Origin of the sequence: Methylobacterium sp. 88A, assembly GCF_000376345.1 — a bacterium.
GTDB classification, from domain to species: Bacteria; Pseudomonadota; Alphaproteobacteria; order Rhizobiales; family Beijerinckiaceae; genus Methylobacterium; species Methylobacterium bullatum.
This window is the reverse complement of record NZ_AQVT01000001.1, coordinates 4,789,841-4,807,464: the sequence shown is the minus strand read 5'-3', so window position 1 is coordinate 4,807,464 and position 17,624 is coordinate 4,789,841. Positions and strand designations below refer to the sequence as shown.

6 protein-coding genes are annotated in these 17,624 nt (G+C 70.9%); 1 reads left to right on the top strand and 5 read right to left on the bottom strand.

Features of this window, described 5'->3' with window-relative positions; all coding sequences use genetic code 11:
• Window positions 1-39: 39 nt before the first annotated feature.
• Entirely contained in the window at window positions 40-2,232 is a 2,193-nt protein-coding gene (locus A3OM_RS0122825) for a polysaccharide biosynthesis tyrosine autokinase (protein ID WP_018046120.1), read from the bottom strand.
• Between the two features lie 332 nt (window positions 2,233-2,564).
• On the opposite strand from A3OM_RS0122825, the gene A3OM_RS24575 reads away from it, so the two are divergent.
• Window positions 2,565-4,103 (top strand): right-handed parallel beta-helix repeat-containing protein, encoded by a 1,539-nt coding sequence (locus tag A3OM_RS24575; RefSeq protein WP_085984235.1) that lies wholly within the window; start codon window positions 2,565-2,567, stop codon window positions 4,101-4,103.
• Here A3OM_RS24575 and A3OM_RS0122815 read toward each other — a convergent pair.
• The 4 genes from A3OM_RS0122815 to A3OM_RS0122800 form a co-directional block, all read right to left on the bottom strand.
• The gene (locus A3OM_RS0122815; RefSeq protein WP_018046119.1) at window positions 4,081-4,935 is read right to left on the bottom strand and encodes an FkbM family methyltransferase; all 855 of its coding nucleotides are present in this window, start codon (window positions 4,933-4,935) and stop codon (window positions 4,081-4,083) included. The two genes, A3OM_RS24575 and A3OM_RS0122815, sit on opposite strands and share 23 nt — an antisense overlap.
• Before the next feature lie 52 nt (window positions 4,936-4,987).
• Entirely contained in the window at window positions 4,988-11,221 is a 6,234-nt protein-coding gene (locus tag A3OM_RS24570) for a type I polyketide synthase (protein WP_018046118.1), read from the bottom strand.
• A 34-nt stretch (window positions 11,222-11,255) separates the two neighbouring features.
• On the bottom strand, window positions 11,256-15,890 hold the full coding sequence (locus A3OM_RS24565; protein WP_018046117.1) for a MupA/Atu3671 family FMN-dependent luciferase-like monooxygenase: 4,635 nt from the start codon (window positions 15,888-15,890) through the stop codon (window positions 11,256-11,258).
• A 294-nt stretch (window positions 15,891-16,184) separates the two neighbouring features.
• Window positions 16,185-17,414 carry a hypothetical protein gene (locus tag A3OM_RS0122800; RefSeq protein WP_157196529.1) on the bottom strand — a complete coding sequence of 410 codons (1,230 nt, stop codon included), beginning with the start codon at window positions 17,412-17,414 and terminating at the stop codon, window positions 16,185-16,187.
• Between the last annotated feature and the right edge of the window lie 210 nt (window positions 17,415-17,624).

The window sequence follows — 17,624 nt, the reverse complement described above, 5'->3', positions numbered from 1 at the left end:
GAAGTCGTGCAGACAGGGAACGGGTCCGTCGGGCCGGTCCTAGGAGGACAGCCTGGACGGCAGCAGGTCGCCGCGGGCGTGATGCGCCCCGGCTTCCTCGAAATGCCCCCGGTAATCGTTGTAGTGGGAGCATTGGTCGACCACGCGGAAGTCCTTGTGCTCCGTCAGATTGACATGCGTCAGGACCAGGCCGCGCAGGCGCACGGAATTGTCCTGCAGCCGCCGCAGGGCCGCCTGGACCGTCTCGCGGGGGGTCCGGTTCCAGGCAACGGCCAGGATCGCGACATCGGCGAGGCCGCCCATCGTCAGGACATCCACGGACAGCATCACGGGGGGAGCCTCGAAGAGGACGAGATCGAAGCTCTCCCGCGCCCGCTCGATGAAGCTCTCGAAGGCCGGTGTCAGGAAGAGGTCGTGCGAGTCGCCGTGCTCGGCCCGATGCAGCACGACGACCTTGCCGGGGTCGCTCCGCAGCGGGAAGCCCGCCGGGTCGCCGAACACGACATCATCGAGGCTGGGCCGGTCGGTCTCCCCATGGAGGCGCGGCGTGCTGTCGATCACGAGGGTCCGGATGCCGCGCTGAGCCAGGAGGCTCGCCATCGCCATGCAGAGAAGCGATTTGCCCTCGCCGGGCACCGAGGACGTCACCATGACGACGCGGGGCTCGGCCAGGGCGCGGGCTCCGGTGAGCGCCGCGCTGACGAGGCGGATCGATTCGTCGAACATCCGGACCTCGGCGGCCGACGAACCGCCGGTGAGTTCCGGCACCATGCCGAGGCAGCGGTGAGAGGTTTCGTGCGCGATCTCGGCATCGGACCGGAAGCCGGTGTCGCGCCGGTCCATCATGACGGCGTAGCCGACCCCCACGCCGCCCGCCCCGAGGACGCCGAGGCAGATCAGCAGGAGCCGGTTCGGCCCCGACGGGACCGTCACCGGCTTGGCCACCATGACGATCTGCGTGGTCGATGATTTCATCCCGGTGAGCGCCAGCGCCTGGGCGTGGCCGTCGCTCAGGAGCTTGAGGCGCTCGCGGATGGCCACCGCGTTGGTCTGCAGGCTCTGCAGCTTGGCGTCCTGCCCCATCCCCTCGACGAGGTTCGCCTTCAGCACGTCGACCCTGTCGGCGAGGTTCGCCTCGTCGGCGGTGGCCGCCTTGACGTCGCTCTCGAGATTGCCGATCGCGCGCTTGATCTCCTCGCGAAGCCGCGATTGCGCGGCCTCGATATTGGCCTTGGCCTGGAGGTAGGCCGGATGACGCGGTCCGGTGGCGGCGACGTTGGCGAATTCCCGCGTGGCCGATTCCGCGCTCTCCAGCATCCTCTGGATCAGGGGCGCGCCGGAAAGGTCCTGCGCGGAGGGGGTGCCGCCGGCGGCGAAGACCTCCTGGGCCCGCGACAGGCGCGCCTCGGCGGCGAGCCGGTTCTGGCGGGCGGCGGCGAGCTGGGCCACGGCATCGCGCACCTCCTGCTGCGGCAGGCTCATGCCCTGCGTGCCGCCCTCCACATAGCCGGTCTGCCGCCTGTAGCGGTCGACGGCCGCCTCGGCGGTCTCGAGCTCTCGCCGGCTCTCGCCGATCTGCTCCTCGAGCCAGGTCCGCGTCCGCTCGGCCGCCGCCACCCCCATCTCCAGGCGGTTGCGCAGATAGGCGTCGACCACGGCGTTGACGATCCGCGCCGAACGCTCCGGCGAGGTCGAGTTGTAGGACACGTTGATGAGGTAGGCCCGCGTGTCGTTGGTCACGGCGAGGTTCCGCGAGACTTCGCGGGTCACCGCCTCCACCGAGGCGGTGGAATCGGCGGGCTCCTTCGCCGGTCCGGGCAGTACCGTGGACAGGATGCGGGAGACGAGGCCCGGCCCCCGCGCGAAGGCCGGGTCGTCCTGGAGCTTGAGGTCCTCGACCGCATGTCTGACGGTGGCCAGCGAACGGATCACCCGCGCCTCGCTCTCGACGATGGCCCCGGCATCGAGGCTGGTCGCCGCCTGCTGGTTCGGCGACGTGGCCTGTGAGGCGGCGACGCGGCTGAGATCGACCTGGATCAGGGATTCGGCGCTGTACTTGTCGGGCAGCGACCAGCAGATGGCGGTCGCGAGCACCAGGGCGGCGGCGGCGAGCCCGACGATCACCCGGCGATGCCGAAGGATCGCGGTGAGGAACCCCAGGGTCTGGGCTTCGTAGGTCTGGCGGAGCACGACGCTGACCCCGCCCTTGGAGTGGTCCAGAACCCGGTTCATTCGGTCCTCGTTGATCGTAGCAGGCGCGACGCTCCGGTCGGGGGATCGGCCGTCTTCCGAGCATCCGGTCCGTGACGGCGGAGCTTGCAGGCACCACTCGGCCGATCCGCCGTCTGGTCGGGGCGATTGAGCGGGATTTCGACTTCGCTTGGGAAGTGAGATCACGGACTAACCCGTTCGCCCCGCTGCTCTAGACCGTTTTTCGTCTTCCTTTCCGCGAGCGGGAACCCGCACAGTTTCGCAGAACCCGGCACAGGGGCGGCGGCGTCGGAATCTCGACACGGCCGTGACTGTCGCGGCGGGCGAGAACAGCGTCCCGAAGGATCGGACCGGTGCATGACCGCTCGGCAAAGGCCTCACCGCCGGCGATGCCCGCCGCCCGCTCCCCTCACCGGGCGGCGGGAGCCATGAGGCGGCGCGCGCTCCGCCTTGCGCTGCCCCTCGCCGGGCTGATCCTCTGGCAGGGGGGCGACCCGGCGCGGGGAGAGGGCGCGGAGGGTGCCTGCCCCGGCAAGGCCGTGCGCGTCGCCGCCGGCGAGTCGATCCAGCGGGCCGCGATCCGCGCCGGTGAGGGCGGGACCATCTGCATCGGCGCCGGCCTCTACCGGATGCAGGAGATCGCGCCCTTGCGCGGTCAGACGTTCCTCGGCGAGCCGGGCAGCGTCCTCGACGGTTCGCGCATCGTCCGGCAGTTCGAACGGGCGGGTCCGTACTGGTCCCTCACCGGATTGTACCCGCGCCATGTGGGCGCCGGCCAATGTCGCGGCGGCGGCTCGCTCTGCCTGCTGTCGCTGGCCGTGTTCCTCGACGGCCAGCCGCTCACTCGCGTCGCGTCCCGCGGCGACCTCGGTCCCGGACGTTACGTGGTTGAGGCGGCGGCCGGCCGCGCGATCCTCGCCGACAACCCGGAGGGACGCCGCGTCGAGGTCAGCGCGGCGCGCTTCGCCTTCCGCAGCCGGGCCGCCGATGTGCGGATCAAGGGGCTCGTCGTGGAGAAATACGACACGCCGACCCAGATGGGGGCGATCCGCGGCGGCGAGGGCACCGGGTGGCGCGTGGAGGATTCGCAGATCCGCCTGAATGCCGGGCTCGGCGTCGATGTGGGCTCCGACGGGGCGATCACCGGCAGCACGATCGAGCGGAACGGCCAGCTCGGCGCGGCCGCGCAAGGGCGGCGGATCCTGATCGAGAACAACCGCATCGCTTGGAACAACACGGCCGGCTTCGACCCCGAATGGGAGGCAGGCGGCCTCAAGATCACCCAGAGCCAGGAGGTGGTCCTGCGCGGGAACCACGTCCACGACAATGCGGGTCCGGGCCTCTGGTGCGACATCGATTGCCGCGACGTCCTGTTCGAGAAGAATACCGTGGAGAACAATTCCACCGCCGGGATCTTCTTCGAGATCTCCTACGACGCCGTGATCCGCGGGAATACGCTGCGCTTCAACGGCGCGGGCCATCCGGTCTGGTTCTGGGGGGCCGACATCCAGGTGGCGGCCTCGAGCGGCGTCGAGGTCTCCGACAACACCATCACCGTCCGGCCCGACGGCCGCGCCATCGTGCTCGTCGACCAGGGCCGCGAGAAGGACGGCGGCGGCTTCTACAGGACCACCGGCAACCGCGTCCACGACAACCGGATCCTGTTCACCGGCAGGGGCAGCGCCGGCGGCGTCACGGATACGAACGAGGCCGCCCCGAATGCCCGGATCATCGAGGAGGGCGGCAACAGTTTCGACAGGAACACCTACGCCGCGCCCGCCGACGTGAAGCCGGTCTTCATCTGGGGGCGGACGCCCATCGACTATGCGGGTTTTCGCGAGGCCGGGCAGGAGAAGCTCGGCCGCCTCGTCACGCGGACGGCACCACCTTGAGAAGCCCCCTCGTCGGCCAGTGCGACGTGTCGCCCCTCGCGGATGCGGCGCGGGACTTGAAGAGCATCAGGTTGTCGCCCGACAGGATCATCTCCCGCCGCTCGCGCAGGAGGATGTCCTGCAGCGGAAAGCTGGTTCCGTCGCCCGGCAGCATCCAGTCGTGCGGTTCGACGATGATCGCATGCGGCTCGGAGACCCAGCCGATCTCGCCGGAGAACACGTCCTTCTCGAAGCCCTCGACGTCGATCTTGACGATCAGCAGCTCGCCGTTGGGGATCAGGTCCTTGAGTTCCGCGATGACGGTGATCGGGATGCCGTGGTCCGCCCGCTCGGTCCGCCCGCTGTCGGCGTCGCCGCTGCCGTGTTCGAGGTTCACGCAGCCGCTCCGGCCGCCGAGGGCGGTGGGGACGACGCAGATGTTGGGGCAGACCTCGGTGTTCTTCCGGCAGACGGCGAGGATGTCCTCGTCCGGCTCCACCGCCAGCACGACCGCCCTCGGATAGGCCCGCGCGAAGTAGCGCGCCGCGATTCCCACATTGGCGCCTCCGTCGATGACGATCGGCGTGTGTCCCGCCGCGCAGATCCTCTCGTACTCGCTCCGGGTGGCCGCCCCCTGGCGGACCCGGTCGAGGTCGTAGACCATGCGGCCGAAGACGGATCTCAGCACCTCCATGTCCGACGTGTGCGGCCGGATGTAGAACGCGCCGTGGACCGTCCGGACCAGACGGGCCTCGCGGGAGGAGGCGCGGCGGTGCAGCCCGCGCAGGAGCACGGGCAGGCCGAGTTGTTTGACGTCGCTGTAGTGCCTGTAGGCGCGATCGACGAAATCCATCTTCGGTCTCCCTACCGGGCACGGGGTGTCGTCGATCGCGGAACGGGGCGGATCAGGCGCTCTTGCGCACGGGATAGTGCATCAGGCCGTCGAGCCTGCGCCGGAGGATGCCGGCGAGCTTGTCGACGGCGGGCTCCTGGAACAGCGTCTCGTGCGTCGCCGCGATCTTGTGGATGTCGATCCCGCCCCGGACGAGGCCGCCCCAGCCGAGATCCGGCCCGGCGAGGAGATAGGGGACATACGCGTCCGTCGAGCGGAACAGCAGAATGCTCCCCGCATAGGGCTCGGGCGTGTAGCGGCCCTGCGCGACGAGATAGGCGTTCATGATGAACTGCGCGCGGTACATGTCGGGGATCGGGACGTTCGGGTCGAAGCGCTCCCGCGCGAATTCCGCGGCGCGGCGGCGGCGCTCGATCAGGCGGGACGGCCAGCCCAGCGTATAGCCGAGGCTCCAGCGGCGGACCGCCCAGAGCCGTTCGACCGTGCTGTGCTGCTGCGCGACGCTGGTGGTCGACAGGGTGTCGAAGAGGACCAGGAGCGCGATGGAATAGCCCGCGCGGGTCAGTTGCTGCGCGACCTCGTAGGCGATCACCCCGCCGCCGGAATAGCCCGCGATCCGGTAGGGACCGTGCGCATCGACCTCGCGGATGGCCGCGATGTAGGAGGCCGCCATCTCCTCGATGGAGTCCAGCGGCGCGAGCCGCCCGTCGGCGCCGCGCGCCTGCAATCCGTAGAAGGGCTGGTCCCGGCCGAGGCGCCGGCTCAGCTTCTCGAAGTTCAGGACGTTGCCCTGGCCGCCATGGATGCAGAAGATCGGGGCACGGGTGGGCACGCCCCGGCAGATCTCCACCAGGGGCGACCAGGCGACGGCCGGCATCGCCAGCACCTTGTCCGACGCCGCCGCCCCTTCGGCCCCGTCCGCCGCGGGTTCCGGGGCGATCATCCCGCCGACCAGGCTCGCCAGCTGGCGCAGGGTGGAGGCGCGGAACAGGGTGGCGATCGGCAGGTCCACGTCGTGGTTCTTGCGGATGCGGGCGAACAACCGGACCGCCAGCAGAGAGAACCCGCCGAGCTCGAAGAAATCGTCCTGGGGGCGCACCGCCGGGACGCCGAGCAGGTCCGCCCAGTACCCGCCGATCTGGCGTTCGATCTCGCTCGCGTAATCCGCCTCGCCGCTCTCCGGCCGGGCCGAGCGCTGTGCCGCCGGCGGCTTCGGGCGGATCGCGGACAGGGCCTCCCGGCGCAGGTCGGACAGGGCGATCGACGACGCGACGATCCCGGCGCCCCGGCAATCGAAGACCCGGCGGAACAGGTCGGGAGCGTCCGCCGCCATGATGCCGGCTTTCAGCCGCGCTTCGAGGCTCGGCGGATGCGCGTCGGCCTGCGAGGACTTCACGGCGCGGGACACGCTCTGCAGGGTGAAGCCTTCGAAGACGGCGAGCGGCACGCCGTTCACATCGCCGATGACCACGTCGAACCGGGCGGAGGCGCCGTGCTGCAACGCCGTGAGCCGGGCGTGGCTGCGGATCCGGCAGGGCCAGCGCCCCGGCGCGATCCGCATGCGCTCGATCGAGGTCGGGACGTAGACCATGTCGTCGGCCGGGGGCGCGAGGAGATGCAGCCCGAAGGTGGTCGCGATATCGGTGAGCGCGGGATGCGCCGTGATCCCGTCGAGGTCGCCCGCGAACTCGGCGGCCAGTTCCAGTTCGGCCACGGCCTCCCAATCGCCGCGCTCGATCCAGCGTATCGTGTGCCAGCGCGGCCCGAACGTCACGGTCTCGCCCTGCGGGAAGCCGAGGCCCGGAAGCGCGTGCACCCCCTCCCGGCGCGCGGCCCGGCGGGCCACCCGCCGGACCGCCCAGGGCAGAGTCGATCCCGGCCACAGGGTGGCGCGCGCATGCTCGACCCATTCCTCGCCCAGGAGGGGGCGGCTCTCGACGGAGAGGGCGAAGCCTCCGCCGTCGAGGGCCGTCAGCGTGGTGCGCACGAGACGCTTCACGCCCGGCTCGAACACGAGGGGTAGATCGACCGTGAGCCCCCGCAGATCGACGCCGGAGGACGTGAACCCCGCCGTGGCGGCCGCGAGCGCGATCTCGGCATAGGCCGCGCCGGGCAGGATCGGACGACCGTCGAGGACGTGCTCCGCCAGCACCCACATGCGGGCGGGGTCGTAGAGGGCCTGGAAGGTGATGGCGGTCTCGGTGCGGCCGGTCTCGACCCCGAGGAGCGGGTGACCTTCGGGGGTACCGGACAGGGCCGCTCCCCCGTAGATCCGGGCCGCCATGCCGATATCGCCCCAGATCCCCCAGGCCACCGAGAGGCCGTCGCCGCGCCGGGCGGCCAGGGCGTCCAGGGCGGTGTTGGCGGCGGCGTAATCGACCTGGCCGGGCGGGCCGATCTGGGCGCTGGTGGAGGAGAACACCACGAACAGGTCGAGGCTTCCCTCCGGCAGCAGCGCGTCGAGGACCAGCCCCCCGGCCAGCTTCGGCGCCATCACCCGGCGGCTGGATTCGACGGTCTTCTCCATGATCGGGCCATCATCGATGGAGCCCGCCGCATGGAAGATTCCGTGAAGCGCGCCGAAACGCTGTCGCGCGGCGACGACGACCCGCTCCATGGCGGCGCGGTCGGTCACGTCGGCACTCACCGCGAGGATCTCGGCCCCCTCGGCCTCGAGGTCGCGGATCGCCGCCACATGGGCGGAGGCATCGCGCCCCACCAGCACGAGCCGCGCGTTCACGTCGCGCGCCAGCCACCCGGCGAGGGCGAGGCCCAGGCCGCCGAACCCGCCGGTGACGAGATAGACGCCGCGCCGGCGCAGCCGATGGGGAAGCCCCGCCGGCCCCTCGATGCGCGTGGGCACCATCCGCTGAACCAGCCGCGTGCCTCCGCGATGGGCCACGAGGTCGACGCCGTGCTCCGCGTCGCACTCCGCCAGGACGAGGGCGGCCTCCGCCACCGGATCCGCGTCGCGGCCGGGGCCATCTTCGCCGCCGAGATCGATGAGCTGCGTCGCCAGGCCCGGCATCTCACGGGGCAGGACGCGGCACAGGCCGAGCAGGGTGGCGCGCTCCGGGTGGCGGGCCGCATGGTCCGGGGGCGACTGGCTCTCCCGCGTCACGACGCTCAGGCGCTTGGGCACCGCGACGTCGCAATATTGCATCGCCTGGCAGAGGGCGAGAAGGCTGTCGAAGCCCGGTGCCTGTTCGGCGCAGGGGCGCTCCGGGGACGGGTCCGGCGCGCTCGTCGACCAGAGGTGGAGGATGTGGTCCGGCGCCATTCCATCCCGGTCGAGGGCCGCGACGAGGTCCCGGTACTGGGTCGGCTGGTCGGGCGTCAGCTGGAACAGGCGGTTGCGGACGGTGAAGGCCTCGCCTGGACGCACGACGGTCACACGCGCGCCCCGGTTCTCCAGGGCCGCCAGGATCGCGGTGCTCAGACGCGAAGCGTCGGCGAAAACCAGCCATGTCCGGTCCGGCGCGGCCGCGCGGGGGGCGACGGGCACCGGCATCCAGTGGGGCACCGAGAACCAGTTCTCCATGGACTCGAGCCGCTGGAGCCCGTCCGCCCCGGCATCGAAGGCCACCGGCATCGTCGCCGCCCGCACCGGCTCGATCCAGTGCCGGTGTTTCTCGAAGGCGTAGGTCGGCACGGGAACCCGGCGCGCGTCGTCACTCCCACGGATCGCCGCCCAATCGACGTCATGGCCGCAGGCCCAGAGCTTGCCGATCGCGGTCAGGGCGACGCAGACGTCCGATTCCGTGTCCCCCGGCTGGCCCATGGTCGGAGCGATGGCCAGAGGCGCGAAGCCCCCGCCCTCCGCGAGACGCGCGAGGGCACCGAGGCTGTGGCCCGGCCCGATCTCGAGGAGCGCCCGGTCCGGCTCGGCCAGGATCGCCGAAACGCCGGCCGCGAAGCGGACGGTCTGCCGGAGATGCGAGACCCAGTAATCCGGCCGCGTGAGTTCACCCGGCCCGACGAAGGAGCCGCTGAGGTTCGAGACGAAGGGGAGCGTGGGCTCGTGGAGGGCGATCGCGTCCAGGCGCGCGCGGAACCGGTCGAGGAAGGGGTCGAGCATGCGCGAATGGGCGGCGACGTCGATGCGCAGGCGGCGGAACTCGATCCCGTCCTCCGCCAGCCGCCGTTCGAGGGCGGCGATCTCCTGGACAGAGCCGGTCGCCACCGTGAGCGTCGCGGCGTTCTCCGCCGCGATGTCGAGGGCGTCACCCATCCGCTCGCGCAGCTCGGCGGAGGGCAGCGACACTGCCAGCATGGCGCCCGCGGGCGCGGCCTCGAAGATCTGCCCGCGCAGGACGACGACGGACAGGGCATCGGCGAGGGACATCACGCCGGCGATGCAGGCGGCGGCATACTCGCCCATGCTGTGCCCGATGACGGCGGCGGGGCGGATGTTCCAGGCGAGCATCATGCGCGCCGTGGCGTATTCGACGATGAACAGGGCCGGGATGGTGTAGCGCGGCCGCGCCAGGAGGGCGGCCGCGGCGGCATCGCCCGGCTCGCTGTCGAGGAGCAGCGCCCGCAGGCCGTCCGGGGCATCGGGCGGCAGCAGCGCGAGGCAGGCCTCCAGCGCCTCGCGGAAGGCCGGCACGTCCCGGTAGAGGTCGCGGCCCATGCCAGGATATTGCGCCCCGCCGCCGGGGAACATGAAGACCGCGCCGACGGTCCCGGCACCGGCGCTGCCCGTTCCCATGCGGCGGTGGGTGTGGCTGGCGAGGATCTCGCACGCACCTGCATGATCGCGGGCGACGACGGCGCAGCGATGCGGGAAGGCGCGGCGGCCGGTCTGGGTGGTGAAGGCCGCGTTCGCCAGGGTGAGGTCCGGCGAGGGATCGGCCAGCGTCTCCCGCCATTTGCGCTTCGCCCCGTCGAGGGCCTCGGCGGTCCGCGCCGACAGGGCGAGGATCTGCCAGTCCCGCGCGGGACCCGGCACAGGCGCGGCCGGGGCCTCTTCCAGGATGACGTGGGCGTTGGTGCCGCCGACCCCGAGGGAGTTCACCGCGGCGCGCCGGGGCGTCCCGGTGCGGGGCCAGGGCCTGGCCGTCGTGACCACGGTGAACGGGCTCGCGGAAAAATCGAACCGGCCGTTGGGCCGGGCGCAGTTGAGGCTCGCGGGGAGTTCCTCGTGGTGCATCGCCAGGGCGACCTTGATCAGGCCCGCGACGCCAGCCGCCGTGTCGAGATGCCCGATATTGGTCTTGAGCGAGCCGATGCCGCAGAACTGGCGCCGGCCGGGGACGGAATAGGCCTCGCTCAGGGCCGCGAGCTCGATGGGGTCTCCCACCGGCGTGCCGGTCCCATGGGCTTCGATGTAGCTGACGCTGCCGGGGTCGACCCCCCCGACCGCGAGGGCCTCGGCCGCCGCGCGAGCCTGTCCCTCGACGCTGGGCGCGAGGTAGCCGGCCTTGGTCGAGCCGTCGTTGTTGACGGCCGAACCGCAGATGACCGCGTAGATGTGGTCGCCGGCGGCGACGGCGTCTTCGAGCCGGCGCAGGGCCACGATGCCGGCCCCGCTGCCGAAGAGGGTGCCGTTGGCCGCGTCGTCGAAGGCGCGGCAATGCCCGTCCGGCGACAGGATCTCGCCTTCGGCGGCCCGGTAGCCCTGCCGGTGCGGCACCTCAATGGTCACCCCGCCGGCCAAAGCCATGTCGCATTCACCCGAGAGCAGGCTCTGGATCGCGAAATGGACCGCGACCAGGGAGGTCGAGCAGGCGGTCTGCACCGAGATGCTCGGACCCTGCAGGTCGAGGAGGTAGGAGGCCCGGGTGGCGAGGAAGTCCTTGTCGTTGCCCGTATGACGCAGGAGGAAGAGCCCCACCTGTTCGACGAGCTCGGCATTGGTGAGCAGGTTGTTGGCGAAATAGGCCTGCATCCCGCAGCCCGCGAAGACGCCGATGGCCCCCGCGAACGCCTCGGGACGATGGCCCGCATCCTCCAGCGCCTCCCAGGCGCATTCGAGGAAATGCCGGTGCTGGGGGTCGAGGATGGCCGCTTCCCGAGGGCTCAGGCCGAAGAAGCCCGCATCGAACGCTTCCATGTCGGGCAGGACCATGCCGGCCTTGACGTAGCGCGGGTCGCGCAGATGCGCGGCGGAGACGCCGGAGGCCAGCAGTTCCTCGTCGCTGAACCAATGGGTCGCCTCGCGTCCCGACTTCAGCAGACGCCAGAGCTCGCCGGTCGTGGCGGCGTCCGGGAAACGCCCCGCCATGCCGATGATGGCGATCCGGCCCGGTGCATCACCTGCTGTGTCGGGGGTCGGCGAAAACATGGCGTACCTCACGTATTCTGTGGTGACCGAGGGCTCAGGCGACCGTCGCCGGCATCTCCTGGCGGCGTCGGAGCGCCTGCCGCGCCTTGGCCCGGTCGTGTCCCCGGTCCGACGCCGAGGGACCGGTGGCGAATCCTCCCAGATGCAGGGAGAGGGTGCGGATCGTGGGGAAGCGGAACAGGTCGGTGATCGCGATGTCCCGGCGGAGCTCCTCGCCGAGGCGGCGCTGGACCTGAACCACGAGGAGGGAGTGACCGCCAAGATCGAAGAAGTTCTCGTTCGTGGCGACCACCCGGCGACCGAGCGCTTCGCCCCAGATGCCGGCGATCAGGGCCTCCACCGAGCTCATCGGCGCCTCGGGCGATGCCGAGTGCGTCTCCGGTGACCGATGCGGCGCCGGCAGCGCGCCGCGATCGACCTTGCCGTTCAGGGTCATCGGGAGGGCAGGCAAGACCACGATCACGGCCGGGACCATGAAGGCGGGCAGGGTCGAGGCCACCGCCTCGCGCAGGGCCTCGGGCCGCAGGGTCGCGCCGTCCCTGGCGGTGACGTAGCCCACCAGGCGCTGGTCGCCGTCGGTATCCTCCCGCGCCACCACGACGGCGGCGGCGATGCCGGGCTGGCGCGCCAATGCGGCCTCGATCTCGCCGAGCTCGATCCGGTGCCCCCGGACCTTGACCTGGTGGTCGAGCCGCCCGAGGAAAACGAGCCCTCCCGAGGCGTCCCGGCGGACGAGGTCGCCCGTCCTGTAGAGCCGCCCCGGACCGAACGGATTGGGAATGAACCGCTCGGCCGTCAGGTCTTCTCGGCCGAGATAGCCACGGGCGAGGCCCTCCCCGCCGATATGGAGCTCGCCCGCCAGATAGGCCGGGCACGGGCGCCGGTGCGCGTCGAGCACGTGCAACGTGGTGTTGGCGATGGGTTCGCCGAGGGTCACACCGCGTTCCACGCCGTCGATCTCGACCACGGCCGACCAGATCGTCGTCTCCGTCGGCCCGTACATGCCGAGGAATCTGCCGGGCAGGAGGGCGCGCAGCCGGCCCGCGAGGTCCGCGCTCAGGGCCTCGCCGCCCACCATCATGGTGTCGAGTTGCGCGAGGGCGCGCCGGCCCGCCGCATCGGCCACCAGCATCCGGGCCATGGAGGGCGTGCACTGGAAGTGGGTGACCCGGTGCCGGACGATGTCCTCCGGCACCGAGGCCGGCGCGGTGGAGGTGAGGGTTCCGGCCAGAACCATCAGGCGTTTCAGGTGCTCGAGATGGTCGAGGGCGAGATCGGTGGGCACCCCGAAATCGACGAGGCAGGCGATCTCGTCGGTCCCGATGCGCCGCACCGCCTCGACCATGCCGAGGCAGGATTCCGGGGTGCCGAACAGGCCGCCGGTGCGGTGATAGCGCTCGAAGGCGTGGTCCAGCAGCGCGTCGCGATCGGCGGGCGACAGGTCTTCGGCGTCGAGGATCTCGGCCGGCGTGCGGCCGTCCGAGGCCGCGCGCTGGACGAAGGTCGGGAAGGTCCAGGCGGCCTGCCTGACCAGATCCATCGCGCTGCCGAGGTAGCGCTTCATGGGCTCGCGGACGGTCTCGCGGACCGCATCCTCGTCCTCGCCCACGAAGGTATGGAGCATGAGGGTCACATGGCCCTCGCCGGCATGGCCGGCCTCCCGCCAGGCCTGGCGGTATTGCCGGATCTTGTCGGCCAGTTCCTCGAGGGTCTGGCCGAGGAGATGGGTGAGGACGCCGCATCCCAGCCGCCCGGCCTGGACGAAGGTGTCGGGATTGCCGGCCGCCGTGAGCCACATCGGCAGTTCGGGCTGGATCGGCCGGGGCATCGTGCCGATCTCCACGACCTTGCCCAGCGGATTGGGGAACGGCAGGCGCTCGCCGCGCCAGAGGCGGCGGATGTCGTCGATCTGCCCCGCCATTCTCTCCTTGCGCTCGGCGAAGCGCTCGGGGGCCAGGACGAAGTCGTTCGGCTGCCAGCCCGAGGCGAAGGCGATCCCGGCCCGGCCCTTCGACAGGTTGTCGATCATCGCCCAGTCTTCGGCGACGCGCAGGGGATGGTGGAGCGGCAGGACGCAGCTGCCCGCGCGGATCTTGACGCGTTCGGTGCAGGCGGCAAGGGCAGCGGCGCTCAGCGCGGCGTTGGGGTAGAGGCCGCCGAAGGCGTGGAAATGCCGCTCCGGCGTCCACACCGCCTCGAAGCCGTTGCGGTCGGCGAAACGCGCGCCCTCCAGCAGCAGGCGGTACTTGTCCTGCGGGTCCGCCGCGTCGTCGTTCGAGAAGTAGAACAGGCTGAAGCCGGGGCCGGGACTCGGCTCGGAGCGCTGGCCGTGCAGCACCACCGTGAAGCCGCGCGCCAGGGTCCAGAGGATCTCCAGCACCGAGATGTCGAAGGACAGGCTCGTCGCCGCGAGCCAGATGCCGGGGGGATCGTGCGGGATGCGGGCATCCATGCCGGCGCAGAAATTCATCAGGTTGCGATGGGTGATCGCGACGCCCTTGGGCCGGCCGGTGGAACCCGAGGTGTAGATGACGTAGGCGAGATCCCCTCCGTCGGCGCGACCGGGCGGCGGCGCGGCCTCGCCTTGGGCTTCCGCAGTGTAGAGCACCGTGGCCGGAGCGAAGGCGAGGCGCTCCTGGATCGGGCGGCTCGTCAGCAGCACCTCGGCGCCGGAATCCTCCAGCATGTAGGCGAGGCGCTCGCGCGGGTATTCGGCATCGAGGGGCAGGTAGGCCGCCCCCGCCTTCAGGGTCGCCAGGACGGCCACGACGAGGTCGGGCATCCGCTCGTGGCAGATGCCGACGATGGTCCCCGGCCCGATCCCGGCCGCGACGAGGCGGCCGGCGAGCTCCCCGGCGGCGCGGTCGAGCTCGCCATAGGTGAGGCTGGCGTTGCCGGCGACCACGGCGTCCCGCTCGGGCAGCTCGGCCGCCCTGGCGGCGATCTCGTCGTGGATGCCGCGATCGTCCGCGAAGGGCGTGGTGGTGGCGTTGAGCGCGGCCACGATGGCCGCCTCTTCCTCCGGCACGAGGGGCAGCGCGCCGAGGCGAATCTCGGGATCGGCCAGGAAGATTTGGAGGAAGGCCGCGAACTGCCCGGCCATGGCTTGCGCCACCTCGGCCTTGAAGGTCCGGCCGCAGACGATGAGCTCCGCCCGGCTTTCGCCCTCGCTCAGGACCAGCACAAGTTCGGAGCCGGTACGCGCCAGGAGACCCGGTTTCGCACCGCCATGGACCAGGCCGATCTTGCGCCATGCGACGGCCCTTTCGCGCATGTCCGGCGAGGCGGCGCGTTGCGGGAGATCGGCGGCCAGAAGGCCCCTGGCGGCGAGGTCGGCGCGCTCGGCTGCGAACGCCGCCCGGAGCTCCGCGACCGAGCCGTCCCGGTCGACGGCCAGGGTCAGGGGGCGGTCCGGCAGGAACCACGGCCAAGTATCGCGTTCGGAATCTGCGGCGGCCTCGCTGAGCCCCAGCGTGATCCGGGGCGTGTCGCAGACGAGGCCGATCCAGGCGAGGAAAGCCGCCGCCGCGTCGTCCGCGCTCGCCGTCCGGGCAAGCGGGATGGCGAAGGCATGCGGCGCGGCCTCGGAGCCCCCGGCCCCGCGACGGGGATAGGGCAGCGTCGGCGCGGCGACATCGGCCAGGCGCTCGATCCAGAACGCCTCGTGGGCGGCGGCGGGGCGCTGGGCGGCCGCGAGCGCCTCGCCGCGCGGGCCTTCGATCTCGGGCAGGACCGAGCCGGGGCTGAACAGGGAGCCGGCCGGCTCGCCGCGCAGAGTCGTGAGGCCGGAAAGGACGATCTCGCGATCCGCCGTCGCGACGGACACGAGATCGGGCCCCACCCGCGTGATCGTGCCGGGACGGAGGTGACCGGAGGCGGCACCGATCTCCACGCCCCGGACCAGAACCAGATCCTGCCCGGTGAAGATCTTCGGGCGCGCCATCGGATTGGGCACCGGGCCGAAATCGAGGGCGCGGACGAGGGCGGCGATCCTCGCGGCGGGCTGGCGGAAATCCAGGGTCGTGGCGCGATCCGGGCGCTTGAGCCGGCCATGATAGAGGCGCTCGCCCCGCTGCGGCCTCGCTTCCACGCGGCCCGAGACGAGCCCGTCGAGGAGGGCGGAAAAGCTCGAGGCGCCGGCTTCGTAGCAGCGGCCGTTGAGGCTGAAGACGGTATCAGTGGGCAGGATGTCGAAATGCTCCTGCGCCAGGATGGCACCGGTATCGATGGTCTTGTCGATCTGATGCCAGGTCACGCCGTGCGAGGTCTCCCCGGCGAGGATCGCCCAGGTCGTGGCATGGAGGCCGGCATGCCTCGGCAGGGGACCATCGTGAAAGTTGATCGCCCGGCGCCGGACGCGGGCGAGGATGGCGGGCGGGATCACGTCGAGGTTGCCGACGCTGAACAGGAAATCGACTGGCACGTGGCCCTGGCCCGCTTTCAGGTACGCGTCCTTGTCGATGAGGGTGAGTCCAACACGGCGCGCCCAGTCGGCGGCGCGGGGATCTCGCGTGACGACGGCGGAGATCGCATGCCCTGCGGCGAGAAAAAGCTCCGCGCATCGGATCAGCAGCGTCCCGTCGCCGATGAAGCAGGCGGTGGGTCTCGCATCGTCCTCGGCGTGATGGGCGACCGTATCGTCCCGAGGACGGTTCCCGATGAATTCCATCTCGACAGGCTCCGGCACCGCTGTACGTCAGGGGGATCGACGACTTGAAACAAGAAACGAGATTTCGAATTTTCAAATTCGAGATAAAATGCTCGTTCCGGCAAACAAAGACATGAATTTCGACGAATTATTGAGGCAATGATCGAATAAGGGCCAACGATCCGGATAGAAATCGTACCGACCGTCATTCCTGAAAGGGATTATTGAGACGAACCCGGACCCGCATGACGGGCCGAACTCGTTTCCTCGACCTTTCAAATAAAAGATGCGGCGTTAATCCCTGTAAGAGAAGCACTACTTCGGATTACTGAGCTTTTTCCCCGATGGCGCCCCGTCGCCGCGGGCGGATTTCAATTGCGGCGCCCCCTGGGCCAGTGCCGGGCGCACGAGCGACGAAACCGGAAGACGCGAGGCCCGGACCGTGTCGTGGGCCTCGCCGTCCGGGCCGGCGCCTCCGTCGTCGGGGAGCGCCTTCCCGGCGGGGGCGGCCTTGGCGGAGGACGGCGCGGCGGCGTTCGCCTGGGGCCGCCCGCGATTCGGGCGCGGAGCCACGCGGCGGAGGACGGAGGGCGTCGGCAGCGCTTTTGGCTTCGATGGGGCGATGCCCCTCGCGAAGGTCAGCGCGTCGAGGGAGGCGAAGGTGGCGCCGCCGAGCGTCAGCCATCTCGGGCGCAGGTCGCTCACGGGCGCGTCGTCCACCGACGCGACCTCCCGGACCCTGGCCGCAGCGGCCCGCGCCGCGCCGGACCCGCCCTCCGCAGCGTCGGCTTTCGCGACGTCGCCCTTCGCATCGATATCGACCGACGCCAGCTCCATCCGCGCCGGGGCATCGCCATCGCGGGCGAGCCCGACCTCCGCCAGGGCGGTCTCGGCCACCCGGCGCGCCTCATCCGCCAGCGCCTGCGCGCGGATCGCCGCATCGGCGCGGGCCTGGAGATCCGCGGCCTCGGACCGGAGGGTGGAGACCTCCCCGCGGCTGGCCTCGAACTGCCCTTCGAGGCGCCGGAGCGCCTGCTCGCGGTCATCCGCGCGGGCGGACAGAAGCTGGCGATCGTATTGCGTCCGCTTCAGGTCGGCCTCCACGGCCTCCAAAGCCCGGCGCCCTTCATCGACCTGCCGGCCCAGAAGGGAGCGGGCGATCTCGGCCGCGTCCTTCTCGGAGCGAAGCGCCAGGGCGAGGGTCGTGATCCTGTCCTCGGCCTGCCGCAAGGCGGCCCGATGCCCGTCCTGCTCCTGGCGTGCCTCGCGCGCTCCCACGGACCGGGTCGTCTCGACCACGAGGCCGAACACGATCGCGCTGAGTATGGAGGTGGTGGCCAGCAGCCAATAGAGGTTGCCCGAGAAGCGGGAGCCCGGCCGAATCGGGCCGACGAGGTCGGCATGGTCGTGCCGGAACGACTCGGCCCACCCCCCTCCCCCGGGGAGCGGCGCGCGGACCGAACCGACCTGCGCCGCATCGCCGGAACCGAGCGATCTTTTGGAGCCGGCAAAGCTGTCATGAGCGTGCAACCACCTGCCCAACATATCGAATCTCACATCACCGCAGCTGTATGACGCCGATTGTACCTCGCGCTGCCAGTCATCGGAGATCGAAAGAGACCTACTCCGAACGGACGATCTCGACGTATGACCGGTCCCGAACGATCCGAGCGGAATCTATACAGTCGCTGAATTTGAGACGCCGTAGGAATCCCCGAGTGCACCTCTCAATGTTCGCACCAAGAACCACCACAC

Bases quoted from the DNA above. Each gene is read 5' to 3' on its own strand.
- A3OM_RS0122825 (WP_018046120.1), bottom strand. From the start codon at position 2,232: ATGAACCGGGTTCTGGACCACTCCAAGGGCGGGGTCAGCGTCGTGCTC.
- A3OM_RS0122800 (WP_157196529.1), bottom strand. From the start codon at position 17,414: ATGTTGGGCAGGTGGTTGCACGCTCATGACAGCTTTGCCGGCTCCAAA.
- A3OM_RS0122815 (WP_018046119.1), bottom strand. From the start codon at position 4,935: ATGGATTTCGTCGATCGCGCCTACAGGCACTACAGCGACGTCAAACAA.
- A3OM_RS24565 (WP_018046117.1), bottom strand. From the start codon at position 15,890: ATGGAATTCATCGGGAACCGTCCTCGGGACGATACGGTCGCCCATCAC.
- A3OM_RS24570 (WP_018046118.1), bottom strand. From the start codon at position 11,221: ATGTTTTCGCCGACCCCCGACACAGCAGGTGATGCACCGGGCCGGATC.